17 protein-coding genes are annotated in these 22,519 nt (G+C 71.8%); 5 read left to right on the top strand and 12 right to left on the bottom strand.

The annotated features are described in order from the left end of the window. Positions 1-35: 35 nt before the first annotated feature. From ACO1BR_RS06230 to ACO1BR_RS06215, 4 genes are all read right to left on the bottom strand, one after another. On the bottom strand, positions 36-1,088 hold the full coding sequence (locus ACO1BR_RS06230) for a 3-isopropylmalate dehydrogenase (protein WP_426793982.1): 1,053 nt from the start codon (positions 1,086-1,088) through the stop codon (positions 36-38). Positions 1,089-1,243: 155 nt separating this feature from the next. Then, on the bottom strand, positions 1,244-1,375 hold the full coding sequence (locus tag ACO1BR_RS06225; RefSeq protein ID WP_268249797.1) for a hypothetical protein: 132 nt from the start codon (positions 1,373-1,375) through the stop codon (positions 1,244-1,246). A 337-nt stretch (positions 1,376-1,712) separates the two neighbouring features. Continuing rightward, complete coding sequence (gene pruA / locus ACO1BR_RS06220; RefSeq protein WP_426793981.1) at positions 1,713-3,353, bottom strand: L-glutamate gamma-semialdehyde dehydrogenase; 1,641 nt, start codon at positions 3,351-3,353, stop codon at positions 1,713-1,715. A 200-nt stretch (positions 3,354-3,553) separates the two neighbouring features. Continuing rightward, the gene (locus ACO1BR_RS06215) at positions 3,554-4,480 is read right to left on the bottom strand and encodes a proline dehydrogenase family protein (RefSeq protein WP_426793980.1); all 927 of its coding nucleotides are present in this window, start codon (positions 4,478-4,480) and stop codon (positions 3,554-3,556) included. 203 nt (positions 4,481-4,683) lie between these two features. Between ACO1BR_RS06215 and ACO1BR_RS06210 the strand changes: the two genes are divergently transcribed. Continuing rightward, entirely contained in the window at positions 4,684-5,943 is a 1,260-nt protein-coding gene (locus ACO1BR_RS06210; protein WP_426793979.1) for a PucR family transcriptional regulator, read from the top strand. A gap of 315 nt (positions 5,944-6,258) precedes the next feature. Continuing rightward, a complete protein-coding gene (locus tag ACO1BR_RS06205) occupies positions 6,259-7,959 on the top strand; it encodes a TIGR03767 family metallophosphoesterase (protein ID WP_426793978.1) in 1,701 nt (566 codons plus the stop codon). A gap of 43 nt (positions 7,960-8,002) precedes the next feature. Here ACO1BR_RS06205 and ACO1BR_RS06200 read toward each other — a convergent pair whose 3' ends face one another. The 8 genes from ACO1BR_RS06200 to ACO1BR_RS06165 all read right to left on the bottom strand — a co-directional run bounded on the left by ACO1BR_RS06200 (position 8,003) and on the right by ACO1BR_RS06165 (position 19,583). Continuing rightward, complete coding sequence (locus ACO1BR_RS06200; protein ID WP_426793977.1) at positions 8,003-8,611, bottom strand: TetR/AcrR family transcriptional regulator; 609 nt, start codon at positions 8,609-8,611, stop codon at positions 8,003-8,005. 122 nt (positions 8,612-8,733) lie between these two features. Next, positions 8,734-9,462 (bottom strand): PRC-barrel domain-containing protein, encoded by a 729-nt coding sequence (locus tag ACO1BR_RS06195; RefSeq protein ID WP_426793976.1) that lies wholly within the window; start codon positions 9,460-9,462, stop codon positions 8,734-8,736. Positions 9,463-9,754: 292 nt separating this feature from the next. Then, on the bottom strand, positions 9,755-11,359 hold the full coding sequence (gene serA / locus ACO1BR_RS06190) for a phosphoglycerate dehydrogenase (protein ID WP_159507933.1): 1,605 nt from the start codon (positions 11,357-11,359) through the stop codon (positions 9,755-9,757). A 290-nt stretch (positions 11,360-11,649) separates the two neighbouring features. Beyond that, on the bottom strand, positions 11,650-12,648 hold the full coding sequence (gene ilvC, locus ACO1BR_RS06185) for a ketol-acid reductoisomerase (protein ID WP_426793975.1): 999 nt from the start codon (positions 12,646-12,648) through the stop codon (positions 11,650-11,652). A 99-nt stretch (positions 12,649-12,747) separates the two neighbouring features. Further along, positions 12,748-13,272 (bottom strand): acetolactate synthase small subunit, encoded by a 525-nt coding sequence (gene ilvN / locus ACO1BR_RS06180; RefSeq protein WP_043266247.1) that lies wholly within the window; start codon positions 13,270-13,272, stop codon positions 12,748-12,750. Between the two features lie 41 nt (positions 13,273-13,313). Further along, positions 13,314-15,185, bottom strand: coding sequence for an acetolactate synthase large subunit (locus tag ACO1BR_RS06175; protein ID WP_426793974.1), 1,872 nt, complete (start codon positions 15,183-15,185; stop codon positions 13,314-13,316). Positions 15,186-15,393: 208 nt separating this feature from the next. Next, positions 15,394-18,315 (bottom strand): putative bifunctional diguanylate cyclase/phosphodiesterase, encoded by a 2,922-nt coding sequence (locus ACO1BR_RS06170; protein ID WP_426793973.1) that lies wholly within the window; start codon positions 18,313-18,315, stop codon positions 15,394-15,396. 275 nt (positions 18,316-18,590) lie between these two features. Continuing rightward, positions 18,591-19,583 (bottom strand): 2-hydroxyacid dehydrogenase, encoded by a 993-nt coding sequence (locus tag ACO1BR_RS06165; RefSeq protein ID WP_426793972.1) that lies wholly within the window; start codon positions 19,581-19,583, stop codon positions 18,591-18,593. 88 nt (positions 19,584-19,671) lie between these two features. On the opposite strand from ACO1BR_RS06165, the gene ACO1BR_RS06160 reads away from it, so the two are divergent. From ACO1BR_RS06160 to ACO1BR_RS06150, 3 genes are all read left to right on the top strand, one after another. Continuing rightward, positions 19,672-20,712, top strand: a complete 1,041-nt coding sequence (locus ACO1BR_RS06160) for an aldo/keto reductase (protein ID WP_426793971.1) — start codon at positions 19,672-19,674, stop codon at positions 20,710-20,712. A gap of 343 nt (positions 20,713-21,055) precedes the next feature. Continuing rightward, positions 21,056-22,219, top strand: coding sequence for a PQQ-dependent sugar dehydrogenase (locus ACO1BR_RS06155; protein WP_426793970.1), 1,164 nt, complete (start codon positions 21,056-21,058; stop codon positions 22,217-22,219). Positions 22,220-22,298: 79 nt separating this feature from the next. Then, on the top strand, positions 22,299-22,496 hold the full coding sequence (locus ACO1BR_RS06150; RefSeq protein ID WP_426793969.1) for a DUF6191 domain-containing protein: 198 nt from the start codon (positions 22,299-22,301) through the stop codon (positions 22,494-22,496). Positions 22,497-22,519 lie beyond the last annotated feature (23 nt).

The raw sequence follows: 22,519 nt of genomic DNA, 5'->3' as shown, positions 1-22,519 counted from the left end.
CCCGGCGCTGCGAGGGTGCTGCGGTGCGTCGGGCGTCAGCCCGCCACGCGTGCGGCGATCACGTCGCCGATCTCCTCGGTCGTACGGGCCGAACCGTCCCGGGCCTCCAGGTCGGCGGCGACCTCCGCCTCGATGCGGGCGGCCTGCTCCTCGTGGCCGAGGTGGCGCAGCAGCAGCGCGACGGAGAGGATCGTGGCGGTCGGGTCGGCCTTGCCGGTGCCCGCGATGTCCGGCGCGGAGCCGTGTACCGGTTCGAACATCGACGGGAAGGCGCCGGTGGGGTTGATGTTCCCGGAGGCGGCCAGGCCGATGCCGCCGGTGACGGCCGCGGCGAGGTCGGTGAGGATGTCGCCGAAGAGGTTGTCGGTGACGATCACGTCGAACCGCTCGGGCTGGGTGACGAGGAAGATCGTCGCGGCGTCGACGTGCAGGTAGTCGGTGGTGACCTCGGGGTACTCCCGGCCGACCCGGTCGAAGATATTCTTCCACAGGTGTCCCGCGTAGACCAGGACGTTGTTCTTGTGGACCAGGGTCAGCTTCTTGCGGGGGCGGGCGTTGGCCCGCTCGTACGCGTCCCGGACCACCCGCTCCACGCCGTAGGCGGTGTTCACGCTGACCTCGGTGGCGACCTCGGCCGGGGTGCCGGTCCGCAGGCTGCCGCCGTTGCCGGTGTACGGTCCCTCGGTGCCCTCGCGTACGACGACGAAGTCGATCGCCCCCCTTTGCTCGTCGCGAACGGCCAGCGGGGTCGCGGTGTTCGGGAACAGCTTCGACGGGCGCAGGTTGACGAAGTGGTCGAAGGCGAACCGCAGCTTCAGCAGCAGCCCGCGCTCCAGCACACCGGACGGTACCGACGGGTCGCCGATCGCGCCGAGCAGGATCGCGTCGTGCTGCTTGAGCGACTCCAGCTCCGCGTCCGGCAGGGTCTCACCGGTCCGGTGCCAGCGCCGGGCCCCGAGGTCGTACTCCTTGGTTTCCAGCTTGACGTCCTGCGGGAGGACCGCGGTCAGGACCTTGAGTCCCTGGGCCACGACTTCCTGGCCGATACCGTCACCGGGGATCACTGCGAGGCGAATGCTGCGAGACATGTCTGGACCCTACTCCGCGTCCCAGTGATTGACACGTAACGTCCGGCATACGGACATGCCGTCGGGCGACCGGTGCGGCCGGGCCGTGCCGCCACAGCGGCGGGGCGCCCGGGAACGGATCCCGGGCGCCCCTGCGGCGTCTTCGGCCGGCGGGTTCAGTGCCCCGTGGCGCCGCCGTTGTCGCGGCGGTCGAGCGCGCGCTGAAGTGCGGCGGCGGCGTTTTGGCGGTCGGCGTCGTTGGTCTGACGGGCGGAGTGACGGGTCCTGCGGACAGTGGTCTCGGCCATGTTGCGCATCTCCAATGCCAAAGCCCCGAGAAGAACGTGAGGGGTGCGTCGATCCAGAAGCGGCCGGCAGGAGCGGGGGCCTCGGCGCGGCAGGGGTCACCTGCGCATACGCACCGGGCCGCATCCGCATTCGCTGGATGCAGCGATACGTTCGGCATCTACAAAGCTAGGACAGCCGGGCGGTGATGTCTGCACAATTACTTGGGCTTCCTACTATCTGAGACGGCAGGCGCACTTTCCCGCCACGGCGCCCCGTCCCGTCCTTCCCGCCCTTCCCGCCACGCCGACGGCCCGGCACCCCCGAGGGGGCACCGGGCCGTGGCCGTGCGCGCGGGCGTCAGCCCATGTGCGGGTAGCGGTAGTCGGTCGGCGGGACCAGGGTCTCCTTGATGGAGCGGGTGGAGGTCCAGCGCATCAGGTTCTGCTTGGCGCCGGCCTTGTCGTTGGTGCCGGAGGCGCGGGCGCCGCCGAACGGCTGCTGGCCGACCACGGCACCGGTGGGCTTGTCGTTGATGTAGAAGTTGCCGGCCGCGAAGCGCAGCTTCTCGCAGGTGGCGGCGGCAGCGGCCCGGTCCTGGGCGATGACGCAGCCGGTCAGGCCGTACGCCGAGGCGGACTCCATCTGGGTGAGCATGGCGTCGTAGCCGCCCTCGGCCTCGTCGTCGTAGACGTAGACGCCGAGGATGGGGCCGAAGTACTCGTCCTTGAAGATCTCGTTCTCCGGGTCGGTGGAGACCAGGACGGTGGGGCGGACGTAGTAGCCGACGCTGTCGTCGTAGGTGCCGCCGGCCACGACCTCGATGGTGGGGTCGGCCTTGGCGCGGTCGATCGCCGCCTTGTTCTTGGCGAAGGAGCGCTCGTCGATGACCGCGCCCATGAAGTTCGCCAGCTCGGTGACGTCGCCCATGGAGAGCGCGTCGACCTCGGCCGCGAACTCCTCCTTGAACCCGGCGTTCCAGAGGGAGGCCGGGACGTACGCGCGGGAGGCCGCGGAGCACTTCTGGCCCTGGAACTCGAAGGCGCCGCGGGTCATGGCGGTCTTCAGGACGGCGCGGTCGGCCGAGGGGTGGGCGACGATGAAGTCCTTGCCGCCGGTCTCACCGACCAGCCGCGGGTAGGTCTTGTACTTCTCGATGTTGGTGCCGACCGTCTTCCAGAGGTACTGGAAGGTCCTGGTCGAACCGGTGAAGTGGATGCCCGCCAGGTCGGGGTGGGCCAGGGCCGCCTCGGAGACGTCCTTGCCGTCGCCGGTGACGAGGTTGATGACGCCCGGCGGCAGCCCGGCCTCCTCCAGCAGCCGCATCAGCAGCACGGCGGCGAAGGTCTGGGTCGGGGACGGCTTCCAGACCACGACGTTGCCCATGAGGGCGGGGGCGGTCGGGAGGTTGCCGGCGATCGCGGTGAAGTTGAAGGGCGTGATCGCGTAGACGAAGCCTTCGAGGGGGCGGTGGTCGGAACGGTTCCAGACGCCCGGGGAGTTCACCGGCGGCTGCTCGGCGAGGATCTGCCGCGCGAAGTGGACGTTGAAGCGCCAGAAGTCGACCAGCTCGCAGGGGGTGTCGATCTCGGCCTGCTGGGCGGTCTTGGACTGGCCGAGCATGGTGGCGGCGGCCATCGTCTCGCGCCAGGGGCCGGCGAGCAGGTCGGCGGCCTTGAGGATGATCGCGGCACGGTCGTCGAACGCCATCTCGCGCCAGGCGGGGGCGGCGGCCAGCGCGGCGTCCACCGCGTCCCGGGCGTCCTGGACGGTGGCGTTGGCGTAGGTGCCGAGCCGGGCCGAGTGGTGGTGGGGCTGCACGACGTCGAAGCGCTCGCCGCCGCCCATCCGCCGTCTGCCGCCGATGGTCATCGGCAGCTCGATCGGGTTGCCGGCCAGCTCCTTGAGCTTGGCCTCCAGGCGGAATCGCTCCGGGCTGCCCGGGGCGTAGCTGTGCACCGGCTCGTTCACCGGCACGGGGACCTGGGTCACAGCGTCCATAGCGGCCGTGTCTCCTTACGCTTGCGATCGTCGGTTCTCGATCGTCGGTTTACGTACGTCGGTGTACGTCGGTCGGGTGCCGCGGGCGCTGCCACGGCGGGTGGGCGGCGGGTGGCGCCGGCCCCGAGAGAGGCCCTCGGGTCCAGCATCCACCCATAGCGTTCCAAAAGAACAGGTAAACCGGAACTAAAAAGAGCCGGTCAGCCGCGGGTGGCCAGGGACCTGAGGAAGAAGGTCAGGTTGGCCGGGCGCTCGGCCAGGCGCCGCATGAAGTAGCCGTACCAGTCCGTGCCGTAGGGGATGTAGACCCGCATCCGGTGCCCCTCCGCGACCAGCCGCTGCTGCTCGGCCTCGCGGATGCCGAACAGCATCTGGAATTCGTAGTCGGCTGGCTTGCGGCCGTTGCGGTGCGCCAGCTCCTGGCCGATGGCCACCATCCGCGGGTCGTGGGACCCGATCATCGGGTAGCCCTGCCCGGCCATCAGGATCTTCAGGCAGCGCACGTAGGCCAGGTCGACCTCCCGCTTGTCCTGGTAGGCGACGGTCGCGGGCTCCTTGTACGCGCCCTTGACCAGCCGCACCCGGGAGCCTTCCCCGGCGAGTGCGTGGCAGTCGTCCTCGGTGCGGAAGAGGTACGACTGGAGCACCGCGCCGGTCTGGGGGAAGCGCTCGCGCAGGGCGCCGAGGATGGCGAGGGTGGAGTCGACCGTCGTGTGGTCCTCCATGTCCAGCGTCACGGTCGTGCCGGCCTCCGCGGCGGCTTCGACCACCGGGGTGACGTTGCGCAGCGCCAGCTCGTGCCCGCCGGACAGCGCCTGGCCGAAGGCGGAGAGCTTGACCGACATCTCGGCCCTGGCGCCGAGTCCGTGCTCCTTGAGGGCCTCGGCCAGCTGGAGGTAGGCGTCGCGGTTGCGCAGTGCTTCGGCCGGGTCGGTGATGTCCTCGCCGAGGTGGTCGAGGGTGACCTCCATCCCGCGGGCGGCCAGCGTCCGCACGACCGTCATCGACTCGTCCAGGCGCTCGCCCGCGACGAAGCGGTCCACCACGGGACGGGTGACCGGAGCAGCCGCGACGAGGCGGCGGATGCTGTCGCTGCGCGCGGCGGCGAGAAGCACGGGACCCAGCATGGGCACCTCCATGATTCAGGATGACAATTGCCGGGGCGGGCGCCTTGTGGGCGGCGCGGCGGCAAGGGGAGCCACCTGAAATTTAAGGATCGCGCCACTTTCCGGCCATCGACAGCTGTCACGCCTTCGTGGCCGGGATCTCAGACAGATGTATGAGAATGGGGAGGGAGTGGCGGTGGCGACAGGAGAGGGCCGGACGGCGGATGCGGAGTGACTACCAGCAGCTCGTGGACGAGATCTCGGCGGCGCTCGGCGCCCCGGCGACGCTGGAGGACCGGGACTTCGGGCTGATCGCGTTCGGCGCGCACGAGGGCGAGGACGACGAGGTCATGGACCCGGTGCGGACCCGTTCGATCCTCCAGCGCCGCTCGTCGGCGGCGGTGCGCGCCTGGTTCGAGGCGTTCGGCATCGCCCGTGCCACGACTCCGCTGCGTATTCCCCCGGACCCGGCGGCCGGCGTCTTCAAAGGCCGGATCTGTCTGCCCGTTCGGCACCGCGGCATCGTGCACGGCTATGTCTGGCTGCTGGACGACGGCCATCTGACCGACCTCGCGCTGGGCGGCCACGGCACCCCGCCCGACCCCCGGATCGCCCAGGCGATGGAGACCGCCGCCCGGATCGGGGCGCTGCTCGCCGACGAGTCTCGTGCCGGGTCCGAACTGGCCGAGCTGCTGCGGGAGCTGCTCACCTCCCGGTCCACGGGGCGGCCCGCCGCGGCGGTCGCGCTGCGGGACGCGCTGCGCGACACCCTGCGCTTCATACCGGGCACCCCGCTCACCCTCGTGGCCGTGCTCCCCTGGGACACCGCGGCCACCGACGCCGCACCGCTGCCGAGCCTGCCCGGCCTGCTGGCGGCCTGCCCGCTGCCCGCGCCGGGCGGCGCCCTCACAGGGCAGCGGCACCCCGCCACCGCCGGGCCCGCGCTGGCCGCGCTGGTCCGGCTGCGCCAGACCGGCTCGCTCGCCCCGGCTCATACGGTGGCCGACCATCTGCTGCGCTCCCCGCGCGCGGGCGGGGCGCCGGCCGCCGGGGGCCGCACCGGCTCGCGGCCGGGCCCCGGCGCCGCCGGCGTCGGCATCGGCACCCGCGAGCCGACCGATCTGCCGGCCGCCTGGCGGCAGGCGCTGGACGCGGCCCGCGCGGCGCGCGCCGAGCCCCGGCTGGGCCCCGTCGCACAGTGGGACGGCATCGGCGCGTACCGCCTGCTGACCGCCCTCCCCGCCACCGAACCCGACCCGGCCATCGGCCCGCTGCTGTCCCCCGCGCACGCCGAACTCGCCCGGACCGCCGAGGCGTTCCTCGACTGCGCGGGCCAGGCCGGGCGCACCGCCCAGCAGTTGGGCATCCACCGCCAGACGCTCTACTACCGCCTGGGCCGGGTCGAGAAGCTGACCGGCCTCGACCTGGACGAGGGCGCGGACCGGCTGCAGCTCCACATGGCGCTCAAGGCGGCCCGGCTGTGAGCCGCTGAGGGCGGGTTGGTTCCGCTGAGGGCGGGGGTTGGTTCCGCTGAGGGCGGGTTGGTTCCGCTGACTGCGCGCTGATTGCGCGCCGGGGCCCTTCCGCGCCCGACCCACCGGACAGTCCCTTCGGCACCGACTGTCCATCTTCTCGTCGTGCGCAAGACCTGTTGTCCGTGACTACTGGCAAGTAGCGTGACGGCGCATCGGCTGCGCCCGACCGGCGGGCGCAGCGTCGCGAGCCGCGAACCGACCCATCGCCGCCAACTGCCGCCACCCCAGGGGGACTTCATGCACGGGATGAACCGCCGTCAATTCATGTCCAGGATGTCCGCCGTCGCCGCGGGTGCCGCGCTGTTGTCGGCCGGGGCGTACGACCGGGCGCTGGCGGTCACCGCGGCGCGGGCCGTACGGACCCGGGGGACCACCCTCGAACAGGCCGCGCGGCCGGTGGGCAGCGGGGCGTACAAGCAGCTGGTGGCGGGCCCCGGCTGGCCGCTGGTGGTGCGCGGTGAGCTGGCGGGCGCGGGCGCGGGGCGCGACGACCGGCGCACCGGGCTCGCCTCGTTCGTGCAGTTCACCGATCTGCATCTGGCGGACGTCGAGTCGCCGGTGCGGTTCGAGTACCTGGCGAAGTTCAACGACAGCGCGTGCCGCCCCCAGGAGGCGCTGACCGTGCGCGGCGCCTCCTCGCTGGTCGAGCGGGTCAACGCGGTCCGCCGGGGCCCGTACACCGGCATGCCGTTCGGCATGGTGATGGCCACCGGCGACAACACCGACAACCACGAGCACATCGAGCTCGACTGGTACCTGACCGTCATGAGCGGCGGCCGGATCACCCCCAGCAGCGGCGACCCGTCCCGCTACGAGGGCGTGCAGAACTCCGGCAACGTGGACTACTGGAACCCCGAACTGCCCCTCCAGGACCTTTACAAGGCCAAGGGGCTGCCGCAGATACCGGGCTTCCTGTCGGGCGCGGGCCGACCGTTCACCGCGCCGGGCCTGCAGATGCCCTGGTACACCACGGTCGGCAACCACGACGACAGCATCGAGGGCAGCCTGCCCGACCTCGGGCTGCTGAACTCGCTCTACACCGGCGACCGCAAGCTGGAGGGCTGCGACGACGCCACCGCGGCCAAGCTCGCGGACGCCCTCAAGCACGACCCGGGGCAGGCCGCCGCGCTGCTCGGCAAGCTGCTGACCAGCGAGGGCGCGGTCCGCAAGGTCACCCCGGACGAGCGGCGCCGCCCGTTCAGCCCCGCCGAGTTCGCGCGGGCGCACCTGGACCCGGCGCACACCGGCGCGGGTCCGGTCGGCCACGGCTTCACCGCGGACGCGGCGAACAGCGGTCACCTCTACTACGCCTTCCCGCTTGCCAAGGGAGTCCTCGGCATCAGCCTGGACACCACCAACAGGGCCGGATTCGCGGACGGTTCGCTGGGCACCGCGCAGCTCAAGTGGCTGGAGTCGCAGCTCCAGTCCCACAGCAGCCGCTGGTACGACACCGACGGCCGCACCGTGCGCGGCGGGTCCGGCGACTCGCTGATCGTGCTGTTCAGCCACCACACCAGCGCGACGATGGGCAATCTGCTGCCCGACCCGTACCACCCGTTCGAGCTCCGCCACGACGGCGCGGCGCTGGTCTCGCTGCTGCAGCGCTATCCGAACGTGGTCGCCTGGGTGAACGGCCACACCCACGAGAACCGGATCACCCCGCACGGCCACGCGGTCCCCGAGCGGGCCTTCTGGGAGATCAACACCGCCTCCCACGTCGACTATCCGCAGCACGCCCGGATCATCGAGCTCGCCGACAACGGCGACGGCACGCTGTCCCTGTTCACCACGCTCGTCGAGTCCGCCGCCCCGTACGTCACCGACGTCCACGACACCTCGGACGCCGGACTGGCCGCCCTCTACCGCGAGTTGTCGTACAACGACCCCTACGCCACCCCGAACGCCAAGCTCGGCGCGGCCACCGACCACAACACGGAGCTGCTGCTGCGCCGGCCCGGCCGGTGACGGCCGACGGCGGCCACCGGGCTCCGGTGGCCGCCGGGCCTCGCTACCGCTCCCCCGCGTCCGACCCGAGGACCTCGCCCGCGGTCACCCGGCGCAGTGCCTCCGCCAGATCCCGGCCCGACGGCAGCGCGTCGGGTGTGACCAGCGACTGCACCATCAGCCCGGTCAGCAGCGCCTGATAGAAGGACCCCACGACGCGGGCGGTCTCCGCGTCGACCTCGGTGTCCGGCACCCCCTCGAAGACCGCGACCAGCCCCTCGCCGCCCTCCGGCAGCACCTCGCCGATGGCGGTACGCAGCGCCTCGTCGCGCGGCAACAGCCCCAGCACCTCGACCTGCGAGGCGATGAACTCCCGCTCGGTCGCGATGCGTTGCAGGACGGTGTCCCAGGTCGCGGCGAACCGCTCCAGCGGCTCGCCCTCCCCGGCCCGCGCCCCGCCGGCCGCGGGCACCTCGGCGAACCCCGCGCCCCATTCCTCGCTGGCGGCGATCACCGCCTGACGCATCAGGGCGTCCTTGGAGCCGTAGTGGTAGCCGATGGAGGCGAGGTTGGCGCCGGAGGCGGCGACGATGTCGCGGGCGGTGGTGCGCGCGTACCCCTTCTCCAGGAGGCACCGCTTGGCGCCCTCCAGAAGATCTTCGCGGTGTCCCATGCGGGCAGCCTACCGCCGCGCCAGACACCTGTACCAGACGAGCGTCTTATACGTACGTACAGATTCCGGCGTTCCGGCGGTGAACCGACTCGACGGCCCGGCCCTGCGGACCCCGCCGCGGCTCAGCGCCGCTCCTCCGGCCCGGGCCCCTCACCCTCCCCCCGGCCACTCCCCCGGCCGTCGTCGAACTCCCGCTCCTCCTCGTGGAGTTCGGTGCCACGCGCCGTTTCTCGTTCGGCACGCTCGTCCCGCTCGGCACGGCCGCGGGACACGGCCATCGGCCGGGTGGCGTCCCGGGTGCGGTCGCCGCCCGGCGCGCCGTGTCCGGCCGTCGCGCGGGTGCGGTGCGGCACCGGGCCCCCCGTGGCCCGGCCGCGGGCCCCGGCCGCCCCAGCCGCCCCGGGCGTGCTCCGGTCCGGCGTGGCGGCCGCGGTGGGCCGGGCCGACGCGGCCGCCCCGTCGGCGCCGGCGGTACCGCCGGTGCCCTCGGTGATGCCGCCGGCCGGGCCCGGGTTGCCGCCGCCGGACCCCGGCTGCTTCAGCCCGTAATGGCGGTAGAGCCGCTCCTCCTCAGAGGGGTCGAGGTGGCCGTCCGCATCGATCCTCGGCGCCTCCTTGATGGTCGCCTTGGAGTACGGCACCTGCAGTTCGTCGCCGGTCCGCCGGGCCCCGGCGAGCGGCACGAAGGTCTCCTTCATGCCGAACAGCCCGGTGCGCACGGTGATCCACTCGGGGTCGTTGGTGGCGTCGTCCCGATAGACCTGCTGGACGATGCCCACCTTCGCGCCCTCCGCGTCCACCACGTGCAGACCGGTCAGACTCTGCGGAGTGTCACCCAGGGGTGCGTTCATGGCGTCCTGTCTCCTTCCGCACGCGCCGGCGGGGGCACGCGCAGTTCCCATTGCGCGTCGCGACCATCCCCCCAGCGACTCGGGAGACCCGGCGCCCGGCGGCTCCGGCGGCCGCCGAACGGCACTCGCGGGCCCCTCCCCCTCGGAACCCGCTAGGCCATTCGGGTGAACGGGGCAGGGGCCGGCACCCACGGGCGGCACCGCCCCGCCCTCCGTACGGTGCGCGCACGGCAACGGGCCCGGACTCCGCCGCAGCGGGGTCCGGGCCCGTCGACCCGCGAAAGCCGGTGGCTCAGTGGGTGAGGTTCACCGCGCGCACCGAGGTCGCGCCGATCTCCTCGGAGATCTCGGCCAGCACACTCGCCGGAATGGTGTCGTCGACCGTGAGCACGACCAGCGCCTCACCGCCGATGTCGGCCCGGGAGACCTGCATGCCGCCGATGTTGATCCCCGCCTCGCCCAGGATGCGGCCGACGGTGCCGACGACGCCGGGGCGGTCGGTGTAGCGCAGGAACGCCATGTGGTCGGCGAGCGCGAGGTCGATGGAGTGCTCGCCGACCGCCACGACCTTCTGCACGTTCTTGTGGCCGGCCAGGGTGCCGGAGATCGACACCTCCTCGCCGCCGGCGAGCGTGCCGCGGACGGTCACCACGTTGCGGTGCTCGGGCGACTCGCTGCTGGTGGTCAGCCGCACCTCGACGCCGCGCTCCTGCGCGAACAGCGGGGCGTTGACGTACGACACCGTCTCGTCCACGACGTCCTCGAACACGCCCTTGAGCGCGGAGAGTTCGAGCACCTTGACGTCGTGCTGGGTGATCTCGCCGTACACCTCGACGTCGAGGCGGAGCGCGACCTCGCCGGCCAGCGCGGTGAAGATCCGGCCCAGCCGCTCGGCCAGCGGCAGCCCCGGCTTGACGTCCTCCGCGATCACGCCGCCCTGGACGTTGACCGCGTCCGGCACCAGCTCGCCGGCGAGCGCCAGGCGCACCGACTTGGCGACCGCGATACCGGCCTTCTCCTGCGCCTCACCCGTCGACGCACCGAGGTGCGGGGTGGCGACGACCTGGTCGAACTCGAAGAGCGGCGAGTCGGTGCAGGGCTCGACGGCGTACACGTCCAGACCCGCGCCGGCCACCCGGCCCTCCTTGAGCGCGCTGGCCAGTGCCGCCTCGTCCACGATCCCGCCGCGCGCGGCGTTGACGATCCGGACGCTCGGCTTGACCTTGTGCAGCGCGTCGTCGCCGATCAGGCCGACGGTCTCCGGCGTCTTGGGGAGGTGGACGGTGATGAAGTCGGAGACCTCCAGCAGCTCGTCCAGGGTCAGCAGCTTGACGCCCATCTGGGCGGCGCGGGCCGGCTGGACGTACGGGTCGTACGCGACGACCTTCATGCCGAAGGCGGACATCCGCTGGGCGACCAGCACGCCGATCCGGCCGAGGCCGACCACGCCGAGGGTCTTCTCGCTGAGCTCGACGCCGGTGTACTTGCTGCGCTTCCACTCGCCGTTCTTGAGGGCGGTGTTCGCCTGCGGGATGTTGCGCGCGGTGGCGACCAGCAGACCGCAGGCCAGCTCGGCGGCGGTGACGATGTTGGAGGTCGGGGCGTTGACGACCATCACGCCGGCCTTGGTGGCGGCGGAGACATCGACGTTGTCCAGGCCGACGCCGGCCCGGGCGACGACCTTCAGCTTCCTGGCAGCGGCGATCGCGTCGGCGTCCACCTTCGTCGCGCTGCGCACGAGGATGGCGTCGACGTCGACGATCGCGGGCAGCAGCTCGGCGCGGTCGGCGCCGTTGCAGTGCCGGATCTCGAAGTCCGGGCCGAGGGCGTCGACGGTGGCCGGCGACAGCTCCTCGGCGATCAGTACAACGGGTTTACCCGGGTTGGCAGTGCTCACGTGGTCTTCAGTCCTCACTAGTCCTTCGCGGACGGCCGTCCCGACGGCCGAAGGCGGTGAAGGGGGGAATGCCGCGTGGAAGACGCACGACGCTGTGAGCCTGACGCGCTTGTGACGAGCAGTGTAGTGGCGAGGGACGGCACGGGCTGTGCCGAAGCGGAAGGATCACCCATGCGGGGCGCTACGCGGTGGACAATCCGGTGCGGCAACACCCCGAAGCCGGGGACGACAGCGGCGGCGGGGGCGAGGGGGGCCGCGGACGGTGCCGCGGCCCCCCTCGTCGCCGGGGCTTACGCCTCGTCGTCCACCCAGCTCATCAGCTTCCGCAGCTGCTTGCCGGTGGTCTCCAGCAGGTGGTTCTCGTCGGCCTTCTTGTACTCGTTGTACTTCGGCAGGCCGGCGTTGTACTCCGCCATCCAGTTGTTGGCGAAGGTGCCGTCCTGGATCTCCGCGAGCACCTTCTTCATCTCGGCCTTGGTGGCGTCGGTGATGATCCGCGGGCCGGTGACGTAGTCGCCCCACTCGGCGGTCTCGGAGACCGACCAGCGCATCTTCTCCAGGCCGCCCTCGTACATGAGGTCCACGATCAGCTTCAGCTCGTGGAGGCACTCGAAGTACGCGATCTCGGGCTGGTAGCCCGCCTCGACCAGGGTCTCGAAGCCCGCCTTGACCAGCGCCGAGGCACCGCCGCAGAGCACCGCCTGCTCACCGAACAGGTCGGTCTCGGTCTCCTCGGTGAAGGTGGTCTTGATGACGCCGGCGCGGGTGCCGCCGATGCCCTTGGCGTAGGAGAGCGCCAGCTCGAACGCCTTGCCGGAGGCGTCCTGCTCGACGGCCGCGATGCACGGCACGCCGCGGCCCTCCTCGTACTGACGGCGGACCAGGTGGCCCGGGCCCTTGGGGGCGACCATGCAGACGTCCACGCCGGCCGGGGCCTTGATGAAGCCGAAGCGGATGTTCAGGCCGTGGCCGAAGAACAGCGCGTCGCCGTCCTTCAGGTTGTCCTTGATGGACTCCTCGTAGACCTTGGCCTGGATCGGGTCCGGCACCAGGATCATGATGACGTCGGCCTCGGCGGCGGCCTCGGCGGGCGTCACCACGCGCAGGCCCTGCTCCTCGGCCTTCGCCTTGGACTTGGAGCCCTCGTGCAGACCGACGCGCACGTCGACGCCCGAGTCGCGCAGGGACAGCGCGTGGGCGTGACCCTGGCTTCCGTAGCCGATGACCGCGACCTTGCGGTTCTGGATGATGGACAGGTCGGCGTCGTCGTCGTAGAACAGCTCGGCCACTTCGGGTATCTCCTTGGATCTAGCGGGTGCCCACACAGTACGTCGGGCGGGGCGGGGAAAGTTGCGGGGTCTCGGCATACGGTCCGGCGGACCGCCGGATCAGGCCGTGCGGTCCAGGGCACGCAGCGAGCGGTCCGTGATGGACCGGGCACCACGGCCTATCGCGATGGTGCCCGACTGCACCAACTCCTTGATGCCGAACGGCTCCAGCATCTTGAGCATCGCCTCCAGCTTGTCGCTGGAACCGGTCGCCTCGATCGTGACCGCCTCCGGGGAGACATCGACGGTCTTGGCCCGGAAGAGCTGGACGATCTCGACGATCTGCGAGCGGGTCTCGTTGTCGGCGCGCACCTTCACCAGGACGAGTTCCCGCTGGATGGCCGAGCCGGGCTCCAGCTCGACGATCTTCAGGACGTTGACGAGCTTGTTGAGCTGCTTGGTGACCTGCTCCAGGGGCAGCGACTCGACGCTGACCACGATGGTGATGCGGGAGATGTCGGGGTGCTCGGTGACCCCGACCGCGAGCGAGTCGATGTTGAAGCCGCGGCGGGAGAACAGCGCGGCGATCCGGGCGAGGATGCCGGGGGTGTTCTCCACCAGGACGGAGAGCGTGTGCTTGGACATGTCGTCTTCTCTCTTCTTCCGTGCGTCCGTGACGTCCTGGATCAGTCGTCTTCGTTGTCGCCGAAGTCGGGACGCACGCCCCGGGCTGCCATGACCTCGTCGTTGGAGGTGCCGGCGGCGACCATCGGCCACACCTGTGCATCTTCGTGGACGATGAAGTCGACCACGACCGGGCGGTCGTTGATGGCGTTGGCCTTGGCGATGACCGCGTCCAGCTCCGCCGGGTCCTCGCAGCGCATCGCGACACAGCCCATGGCCTCGGCCAGCTTGACGAAGTCCGGGCACCGGGTGCCGGCCGCCGGGCCGCTCCCGGGCGCCCCGGCGCCGGCGTCCGGGCCGCTGTGCAGCACGGTGTTGGAGTAGCGCTGGTTGTAGAACAGCGTCTGCCACTGGCGGACCATGCCCAGCGCGCCGTTGTTGATGATCGCGACCTTGATCGGGATGTTGTTGAGCGCGCAGGTGACCAGTTCCTGATTGGTCATCTGGAAGCAGCCGTCACCGTCGATCGCCCAGACCGTGCGGTCCGGCATCCCGGCCTTGGCGCCCATCGCCGCGGGCACCGCGTAGCCCATGGTCCCGGCGCCGCCGGAGTTGAGCCAGGTCGAGGGCCGCTCGTAGTCGATGAAGTGGGCGGCCCACATCTGGTGCTGGCCGACGCCGGCCGCGTAGATGGTGTCGGCGGGGGCGAGCTTGCCGATCCGCTCGATGACCTGCTGCGGGGAGAGGCTGCCGTCCTCCGGCAGGTCGTAGCCCAGCGGGTAGGTCTCGCGCCAGCGGTTGAGGTCCTTCCACCACGCGCTGTAGTCCCCCTTGTGGCCGGCGTCGTGCTCGGCCTGGACCGCGACGATCAGGTCGGCGATGACCTCGCGGGCGTCGCCGACGATCGGCACGTCGGCGACACGGTTCTTGCCGATCTCCGCCGGGTCGATGTCGGCGTGCACGACCTTGGCGTACGGCGCGAAGGAGTCCAGCTTGCCGGTGACCCGGTCGTCGAAGCGGGCGCCGAGGGTGATCAGCAGGTCCGCCTTCTGCAGCGCGGTGACCGCGGCGACCGAGCCGTGCATGCCGGGCATGCCGAGGTGCTGAGGATGGGTGTCGGGGAACGAGCCCAGCGCCATCAGGGTCGTGGTGACGGGGGCGCCGGTCAGCTCGGCGAGCACCTTCAGCTCGGCGGTGGCGCCGGCCTTCATGACGCCGCCGCCGACGTAGAGCACCGGGCGCCGGGACTCGGCGATCAGCCGGGCGGCCTCGCGGATCTGCTTGGCGTGCGGCTTGGTGACCGGGCGGTAGCCGGGCAGGTCGGTGTGCGGCGGCCACACGAAGGTGGTCTGCGCCTGGAGGGCGTCCTTGGCGATGTCGACGAGGACCGGGCCGGGGCGGCCGGTGGAGGCGACGTGGAACGCCTCGGCGATCGTCCTGGGGATCTCGGCCGGGTCGGTGACCAGCCAGTTGTGCTTGGTGATCGGCATCGTGATGCCGCAGATGTCCGCCTCCTGGAAGGCGTCCGTGCCGATCGCCTTGGAGGCCACCTGGCCGGTGATCGCGACCAGCGGGACGGAGTCCATGTGCGCGTCCGCGATCGGGGTGACCAGGTTGGTGGCGCCCGGCCCGGAGGTCGCCATGCAGACGCCGACCTTGCCGGTGGCCTGGGCGTATCCGGTGGCGGCGTGTCCCGCGCCCTGCTCGTGCCGCACCAGCACGTGCCGGACCTTCGAGGAGTCCATCATCGGGTCGTACGCGGGAAGGATCGCACCTCCGGGGATGCCGAACACGGTGTCGGCCCCGACCTCCTCCAGCGCACGGATGAGGGACTGCGCGCCCGTGACGTGCTCGACGGTCGCGGGCTTCTGCGATCCGCCGGAGTTACGGGCCCGCGGCTGCGGATGGTGGGCCCCGGTGGCCTGCTCGGTCATCTGCGTCTCTTCTCGAAGCTGAGGGTTTTGACGGATTTGTGAGGTTGCTGTGCAACAAAAAACCCCCCGTGCCGTGAGGCAAGCGAGGGGAGCGCGCCGGTGTGGTCAGCTGGACTTCGTCAGGGGCCCAGCTTCAGCCGACGCGCTTTCCAAGTACGAGAATTCGGGTGCGCATGGCACTGACCCTCCCCCCGGTGCGCACCGAGTGTCAAGTGGGTGGGACGGAGGTCTCACTATTTGAGCGCAACGGGGGATGCGCCAGGGTGTCCGCACCGGCCGCGCCGCCGTGCCGAGCGGGCCGGGCGCTGCCGCTGAGCACCACCGCCCGGCCGGGGCCCGTCAGGTCCGGGACCGGGTAGCTCCCCCGGGTCAGCGCCCGCCGCAGCCGGTGCTCGTCCATCGGCCCCGCGAAGGCCATGCCCTGCCCGTGCGTGCACCCCAGGGAGCGCAGCGCGAGCACCTGCTCGGGCAGGTCGACGCCCTCCGCGACCGACTGCATGCCGAGGTCGGAGGCGATCCTCAGCAGCCCCGCGGTGATCTTGTGCACCCGGGGGGATTCCACCACGCCGTCGATCAGCTCGCGGTCCAGCCGCAGCACGTCGACGGGCAGCCGGCGCAGCGCCCCCATCGCGGCGCAGCCGCTGCCGAAGGCGTCCAGCGCGATCCGTACGCCGAGCCGGCGGAGCGCGGCCAGCCGGCGTTCCAGGTCGTCGAGCGGAATGCGGGGATCACTTTCGGACAACTCCAGCACCAGCGCCCCCGAGGGGAGGCCGTGCCGGACGAGCATCGCCTCGATGCTCTTGGGGGGCAGTGCGCGGTCCAGCAGTCGGCGGGCGGAGAGCCGGACCGCGACCGGGGCCTTGTGGCCGGCGCGGTGCCGCACCGCGGCCTGCGCGACCGCCTCCTCCAGCTGCCACCGGCCCAGCTCCGCGGCCCGCTGGCCGTCCTCGTCCGTGAGCCGCCCGCGGGCGCCGACCCGGAGGAACTCGGCGGGGGTGAAGAGGATGCCCTCGGCGGAGCGCCAGCGGGCCTGCGCGGCGACCGCGGTGATCCGCCCGCTGGCCAGCTCGACCACCGGCTGGTGCAGCAGCGCGAACTCCCCGTCGTGCAGGGCCGTCCGCAGCTTCGTGGCCAGCTCGGCGCGGTGCGTGACCTCGTCCTGCATCTGCGGGGCGTACAGCTCGACGCGGCCCTTGCCGGCCTGCTTGGCGCGGTACATCGCCAGGTCGGCGTTGCGCAGCAGGCCCGACGGGCTGACGCCCGGGTCGGCGAAGGCGACACCGATGCTGGCCGCTACCCGGACGTCCCGCCCGTCGATGCGGTACGGGTCGGAGAGCCGGATGCGCAGCCGGTCGGCGATCTCGTGGATGCGGTGCTCGCGGGCCGCCCGGTCGCGGGTGCCGTCGCCGGTGATGAGCGCGGCGAACTCGTCGCCGCCCAGCCGGGCCGCTATGTCGCCGGCCCGCACCGATTCGGCCAGCCGGCGGGCCGCCTGCACCAGCAGCTCGTCGCCCGCCTGGTGCCCGATGGTGTCGTTGACCTGCTTGAAGCCGTCCAGGTCGATGTAGAGCACGGCGGTGCCGTGGTCGCTGGCGCGGCGGCCGGTGACGGCCTTGGTGACGCGTTCGGTGAACAGTGCGCGGTTGGGCAGGTCGGTGAGCGCGTCGTGCGAGGCGTTGTGCTGGAGCTGGGCCTGAAGCCGGACCCGCTCGGTGACGTCGCGAGAGTTGAAGATCAGGCCGCCGTGGTGGCGGTTGACCGTGGACTCGACGTTCAGCCAGCCGCCGCCGGAACGCTGCACGCCGGCCCGGAAGCGGCATTCGATACGGGTGGTCGGCTCGGCCTCGGGCGAGGCGGCGAGGAACCGGCGGACCTCGTGGACCACCCGCCCCAGGTCCTCGGGGTGGATCAGCGAGGCCAGCTCGGAGCCGACCAGCTCCTCGGCGTCGCGGCCGTAGACACCGGCGGCGGCCGGGCTGACGTAGCGGAGCACACCGGTCGGGGCGGCGATCATGATGACGTCGCTGGAGCCCTGGACCAGGGAGCGGAAGTGGTTCTCCTTCTGGGCCAGTTCCTGCGTGAGGGTGATGTTGTCGAGCAGCATGATGCCCTGCCGGACGACCAGCGCCAGGACGACCGTGCAGCCGGTGAAGAGCACCACGCGGTCGATCCGCCGCCCGTCCAGGACGTTGGTCAGGATGCCGAGGGTGCAGACGGCGGCGGCCAGATACGGCGTGAGCGCGGCCAGCGAGCCCGCGATGGGGCGGCTGCCGGGCGGCGGCTGCGGGCGGCGCACCGCCTGCGCGACGGCCTCGCCGGCCAGCTCCCGGCCGGAGCGGCGGGCCACCCACGGGGCGTACGCGAGCAGCATCGAACCGGCGAACCAGCCGGCGTCCAGGATCTGTCCGGAGCGGTAGTGGTCGCGCAGCAGCGGCGAGCTGAACAGCGCGTCGCACAGCACCGTCAACGCCAGTGCGGCGATCGCGGTGTTGACCGCGGAGCGGTGCACGGAGGAGCGCCGGAAGTGCAGCGCCAGCACCATGCTCACCAGCACGATGTCCAGCAGCGGATACGCCAGCGACAGGGCGCTGCGGGCGACCGAGCGGCCGTGGAAGTGCGCGGTGTGCGCGAGCGCCAGGCTCCAGGAGAGGGTCAGCAGCGAACCGGCGATCAGCCAGGCGTCGAGCCCCAGGCAGACCCAACCGGCCCGGGTCACCGGCCGCTTGGCGAGCACCAGCAGCCCGACGATGGCCGGCGGCGCGAACAGCAGGAAGCAGAAGTCGGCCAGCGAGGGGCTGGGCACGCTGGCCCCCTTGATGACCTCGTACCAGCCCCAGACGGCGTTGCCGAGACCGGCCATCCCGGAGGAGACGGCGAACAGCGCCCAGGCCGGGCGGAAGGGGGTGCGGTACCGGCGGGCGTACAGACCGCACGAGACGGCCGCCACGAGGGCGGCCACGCTGAGCCCGAAGTCCCCCATGAACACGGCGAGATACGCCGAACCCCAGCCTACGGAGGCGCCGATGGCGTAGCCACCGCAGACGGCGGTCAACGCGATCTGCGGGACGGCGCTCGGCTGACCGCCGGCCTGCGCGGGCGACCGCGAGAGCGTCGCCCCCTGGGCGCTCACCGCTCTCTCCCGTTCCACCGCGTCGGACCGCTTCGGGACCGGCGCGCCCGGGGTTCCTGTGGCATTCCCGCGGGCACTCGTGGATCGCGTGTCTCGCGGATCATCCATCGGCAGTACATCGCCCGTCGCCCCCCTCGGTTCCGGATCTTTCGTACCGCGCCGTCACGATCCCGGCGCGATCCCCGATCGGGACGATACACCAGATCCGTCACTCAGGGACATAGCATCTCTACGGAGCGTGACAGCCCTGCGGAGAGTGAACACCCCCTGCAGTCCTACGGCTTCGTAGAGCGACCCGCAAGCCGTGCGGGGACGGTCGCGACCACGTTCCGTACGGGCTCGCCGGCCGCGAAAAGCGTCAACTGCTCGCGCAGCAGCCGCTTCGCACGGGGCAGGAAGGCAGAGCTGGGGCCGCCGACGTGTGGAGTGATGAGCACGCCGGGAGCGTGCCACAGCGGATGGCCCGCGGGGAGGGGTTCCGGATCGGTCACATCGAGGGCGGCGCGGAGCCGTCCCGACTCCAGTTCGGCAAGTAGCGCCCCCGTGTCGACGACCGGGCCGCGGGCGACGTTGACGAGCAGTGCGCCGTCCTTCATCCGGGCCAGGAAACCGCGTCCGACCAGGCCACGGGTCTGCTCGGTGAGCGGAGTGGCCAGCACGACGACGTCCGCCTCGGGCAAGAGGGCGGTCAACTCGGAGAGTGGATGCACCGGACCGCGCACAGTGTCACGCGCGGTGCGCGCGATGCGCATCACCCGCGCGCACTCGAAAGGCGTGAGCCGGTCCTCGATGGCACTGCCGATCGAACCATAGCCCACAATGAGCGCCGACTTGTCGGCAAGTGCCGGTTGGAAGCCGGCTCGCCACTCACCGGCGTCCTGGCCGCGGACGAAGTCCGGGACACCGCGCAGCGACGCCAGGGTCAGGGTGAGCGCGAGCTCGGCGGTGCTGGCGTCGTGCAGCCCGCGGGCATTGCACAGCTGCGCGCCGGACGGCATCCGGGAGATCTCCGGCAGCAGGTGCTCGGTCCCGGCGGTCAGGGCCTGCACCACCCGCACCCGACCCATCCGCGGCAGCGGGCGCAGGCAGATGTCGGCCCGCTTCATGTAGGGGACGGCGTAGAAGACGCAGCGGGCGGGGTCGGCCGGATAGTCCGGGCCGGCATCCCAGTGGACGTAGCTCAGGCCGCCGGGAAGGCCGTCGATGTCGCCCGGCGGGATCGGGAGCCATACGTCGCCGGCGGCTGCGTGCGGGTCTGCTGTTGCCATGGCCTGAGGCTATGCGAAGAGACGTTTGGTTCAGACGTTAGTTTGGTCTGGCCCTTGATCGGGGGCGAGGGGACGGAGGCACGACCAGGTGGAGCGCAGGACAATCGGCGCGGCAGCCCTCGAAGTGGGCGCAATCGGGCTCGGCTGCATGCCGATGAGCTGGGGGTACACCGAGTCGCAGCGCAGCGGGGAGGGTTCGCTGCGGGCCGTGCACGCCGCGCTCGACCGGGGGTGCAGCCTGCTGGACACCGCTGACATGTACGGCCCGTTCACCAACGAGCTGCTGGTGGGGCGGGCCCTCAGGGTGCGGCGCCAGGACGCGTTCGTGTCGACCAAGTGCGGGCTGCTGGCCGGGGATCAGCACATCGTCGCCAACGGGCGGCCCGGCTACATCAGGCGCGCCTGCGACGCCTCGCTGCGCCGGCTCCAGACCGACCGCATCGACCTCTACCAGCTCCACCGGGCCGACCCGGAGGTGCCCATCGAGGAGACCTGGGGGGCGATGGCGGAGCTGGTGGCGGCCGGGAAGGTGCGGTCGCTGGGCCTGTGCGCGGTCGGGGCGCGCGCCGTGCGACCGCCGCGCGCGGCCCGGATGGAGCTGCGTGCGACCGGGGCAGGAGGGCGCCCCCGGTCGCGGATACACGACGGGACGCTGCGCCAACTGGAGCGTGTCCAGCAGGTGTTCCCGGTCAGCAGCGTGCAGGCGGAGCTGTCGGTGTGGTCGCCGGAGGCACTGGAGGAGCTGCTCCCGTGGTGCGAGTCGCGCGGGGTGGGCTTCCTGGCGGCGATGCCGCTGGGCAACGGCTATCTGACCGGCACCCTCACCCCGGGCCAGGGCTTCGAACCGGAGGACGTACGGGCCCGCCATCCGCGCTTCACCGCCGAGATGATGGCCGCCAACCAGCCGGTGGTGGCCGGGCTGCGCCGGGTCGGCGCCCGGCACGGCGCGACCCCGGGGCAGGTGGCACTGGCCTGGGTACTGGCCCAGGGCCGCCATGTGGTCCCCGTACCGGGAACGAAGAAGGAGCGCTGGGCGGCGCAGAACGCCAAGGCGGCGGACCTGACGCTCACTCAGGAAGATTTGCGGGAGATCGCGTTGCTGCCGCGGGCTCGGGGGTCTTGGTACTAGTCCGCTGCGCTTTGCCTGCTTCCCACGTTGTCGGGTTTCCCGCCGTGGGGGTTCGCCATTTTGCGCCTGCGGCGCGGGGCTGCTGCGCTTTGCCTGCTGCCCACGTCGCCGGGTTTCCCACCGTGGGGGATTTTGTCCGCTGCGCGGGGCTTTCGGGGTGCGGTGACGGGCCTGCGGGGCGGGGTGTCCGGACTGCTTCGCTTTACGTCCGGACACCCCGCCCCTCCGGCCCGTCACCTCCCGTGGGTGGGGGGAAGAAACGGTGGGTGGGGGTTGGTGTGAGGGGGGCGGTACGGGTGGATGTGGTGTCCTTGTCACGCCCGCCGACGAGAGGACTCCTGCCGTGCAACGTCGTTCCCGGACCGCTGTGTTGGCCGCTGCTTCGCTGCTCCTGGCTGCGGGGTGTTCGTCCGGCGGGGGGCCGGCAGGGGGTGGCGCGGGGGCTGCCGGGCCGGGCAGACGTCCGGGGGTGGCCTCGCCGAGGCCGTCCGCGGTGGTGCCGCCGGCGAAGGGCTCGGTGCGGGTCACCGGGGTCCTGGCCACCGGTCTGAAGTCGCCGTGGGGCGTCGCGGTGCTGCCCGGCGGGGATCTGCTGGTCGGCGAACGGGACACCGGGAAGATCGTCCGGGTCGCGGCGCACGGCGGCAGGATCACGGAACTGGGGTCGGTGCCGGGCGTGGCCCCGGGGGGCGAGGGCGGGCTGCTGGGGCTGGCGGTGCCCGCGACGTTCGGCGCCGACCACCAGGTGTACGCGTACTTCACCACGGAGTCCGACAACCGCATCGCGCGGATGATCTACGACGAGAAGCGCGAGCCGGGCAACCAACTGGGCGCGCCCAACACCATTTTCAAGGGCATCCCCAAGGGCCGGCTCCACAACGGCGGGCGGATCGCCTTCGGCCCGGACAGGATGCTCTACGCGGGGACGGGTGAGACCGGCGACAAGCAGCTGGCCCAGGACAAGAAGTCGCCGGCCGGGAAGATCCTGCGGATGACCCCGGACGGCGAGCCGGTGCACGGCAACCCCGAGGCCGACTCGGTGGTGTACGACTACGGCCACCGCAATGTGGAGGGGCTGGCCTGGGACGGTGACCAGCGGCTGTGGGCCTCGGAGTTGGGGCAGGACGCCTGGGACGAGCTCAATCTGATCGAGCCGGGCAGGAACTACGGCTGGCCGGAGGTCGAGGGCAAGGGCGGCTCCTCGCACGGCGGGTTCGTCGATCCGGTCGTCCAGTGGAAGCCGGCCGACGCCTCGCCCAGCGGGATCGCGTACGCCAAGGGCTCGATCTGGATGGCGGCGCTGCGCGGGGAGCGGCTGTGGCGGATCCCGCTGAACGGTACGAAGCCGGTCGCCGCGCCGCAGGCTTTTCTGCAGGGCGAGTACGGGCGGCTGCGGACCGTGGTGGCGGCTGACGACGGCGCGTTGTGGCTGGTCACCGGCAACACGGACGGACGCGGCAAGCCCCGCGAGGGGGATGACCGGATTCTCCGCCTCACGGTGAGCTGATCCCCTTTTCGGGGCAGCTGCTTACACTCGGGGCCAGGGACGGACCCTGGGGGGACGGGTCGCTCCGGAAGGGGGCACCGTGTTCAACGTGGTGGAAGAGCTGTTCGCGCCCGGCCGCAAGCGCACTGAAGAGGAGCGGCAGAAGCTGTCGCTGGTGGTGGACGACGTGGGCGACGGGGATCCCAGGCACGGACCGATAGATCTCGGGTCGGGGGTCGTGGTCGTCCGGGCCGGGCGGGATGCCCGGCCGGCACCGGGTAATACGGGGGCGGACTGAGCCGCGCCTCCGCGGGCGGGGAG

The sequence above is a fragment of the Streptomyces sp. YGL11-2 genome, from assembly GCF_050054615.1.
GTDB lineage: Bacteria > Actinomycetota > Actinomycetes > Streptomycetales > Streptomycetaceae > Streptomyces.
This window is presented reverse-complemented; position numbering and strand designations above follow the sequence as displayed.

Coding starts and splice junctions, on each gene's coding strand:
- ACO1BR_RS06230 (WP_426793982.1), bottom strand. CDS start 1,088: ATGTCTCGCAGCATTCGCCTCGCAGTGATCCCCGGTGACGGTATCGGC.
- ACO1BR_RS06225 (WP_268249797.1), bottom strand. CDS start 1,375: ATGGCCGAGACCACTGTCCGCAGGACCCGTCACTCCGCCCGTCAGACC.
- pruA (WP_426793981.1), bottom strand. CDS start 3,353: ATGGACGCTGTGACCCAGGTCCCCGTGCCGGTGAACGAGCCGGTGCAC.
- ACO1BR_RS06215 (WP_426793980.1), bottom strand. CDS start 4,480: ATGCTGGGTCCCGTGCTTCTCGCCGCCGCGCGCAGCGACAGCATCCGC.
- ACO1BR_RS06210 (WP_426793979.1), top strand. CDS start 4,684: ATGCGGAGTGACTACCAGCAGCTCGTGGACGAGATCTCGGCGGCGCTC.
- ACO1BR_RS06205 (WP_426793978.1), top strand. CDS start 6,259: ATGTCCAGGATGTCCGCCGTCGCCGCGGGTGCCGCGCTGTTGTCGGCC.
- ACO1BR_RS06200 (WP_426793977.1), bottom strand. CDS start 8,611: ATGGGACACCGCGAAGATCTTCTGGAGGGCGCCAAGCGGTGCCTCCTG.
- ACO1BR_RS06195 (WP_426793976.1), bottom strand. CDS start 9,462: ATGAACGCACCCCTGGGTGACACTCCGCAGAGTCTGACCGGTCTGCAC.
- ilvN (WP_043266247.1), bottom strand. CDS start 13,272: ATGTCCAAGCACACGCTCTCCGTCCTGGTGGAGAACACCCCCGGCATC.
- ACO1BR_RS06175 (WP_426793974.1), bottom strand. CDS start 15,185: ATGACCGAGCAGGCCACCGGGGCCCACCATCCGCAGCCGCGGGCCCGT.
- ACO1BR_RS06165 (WP_426793972.1), bottom strand. CDS start 19,583: ATGGCAACAGCAGACCCGCACGCAGCCGCCGGCGACGTATGGCTCCCG.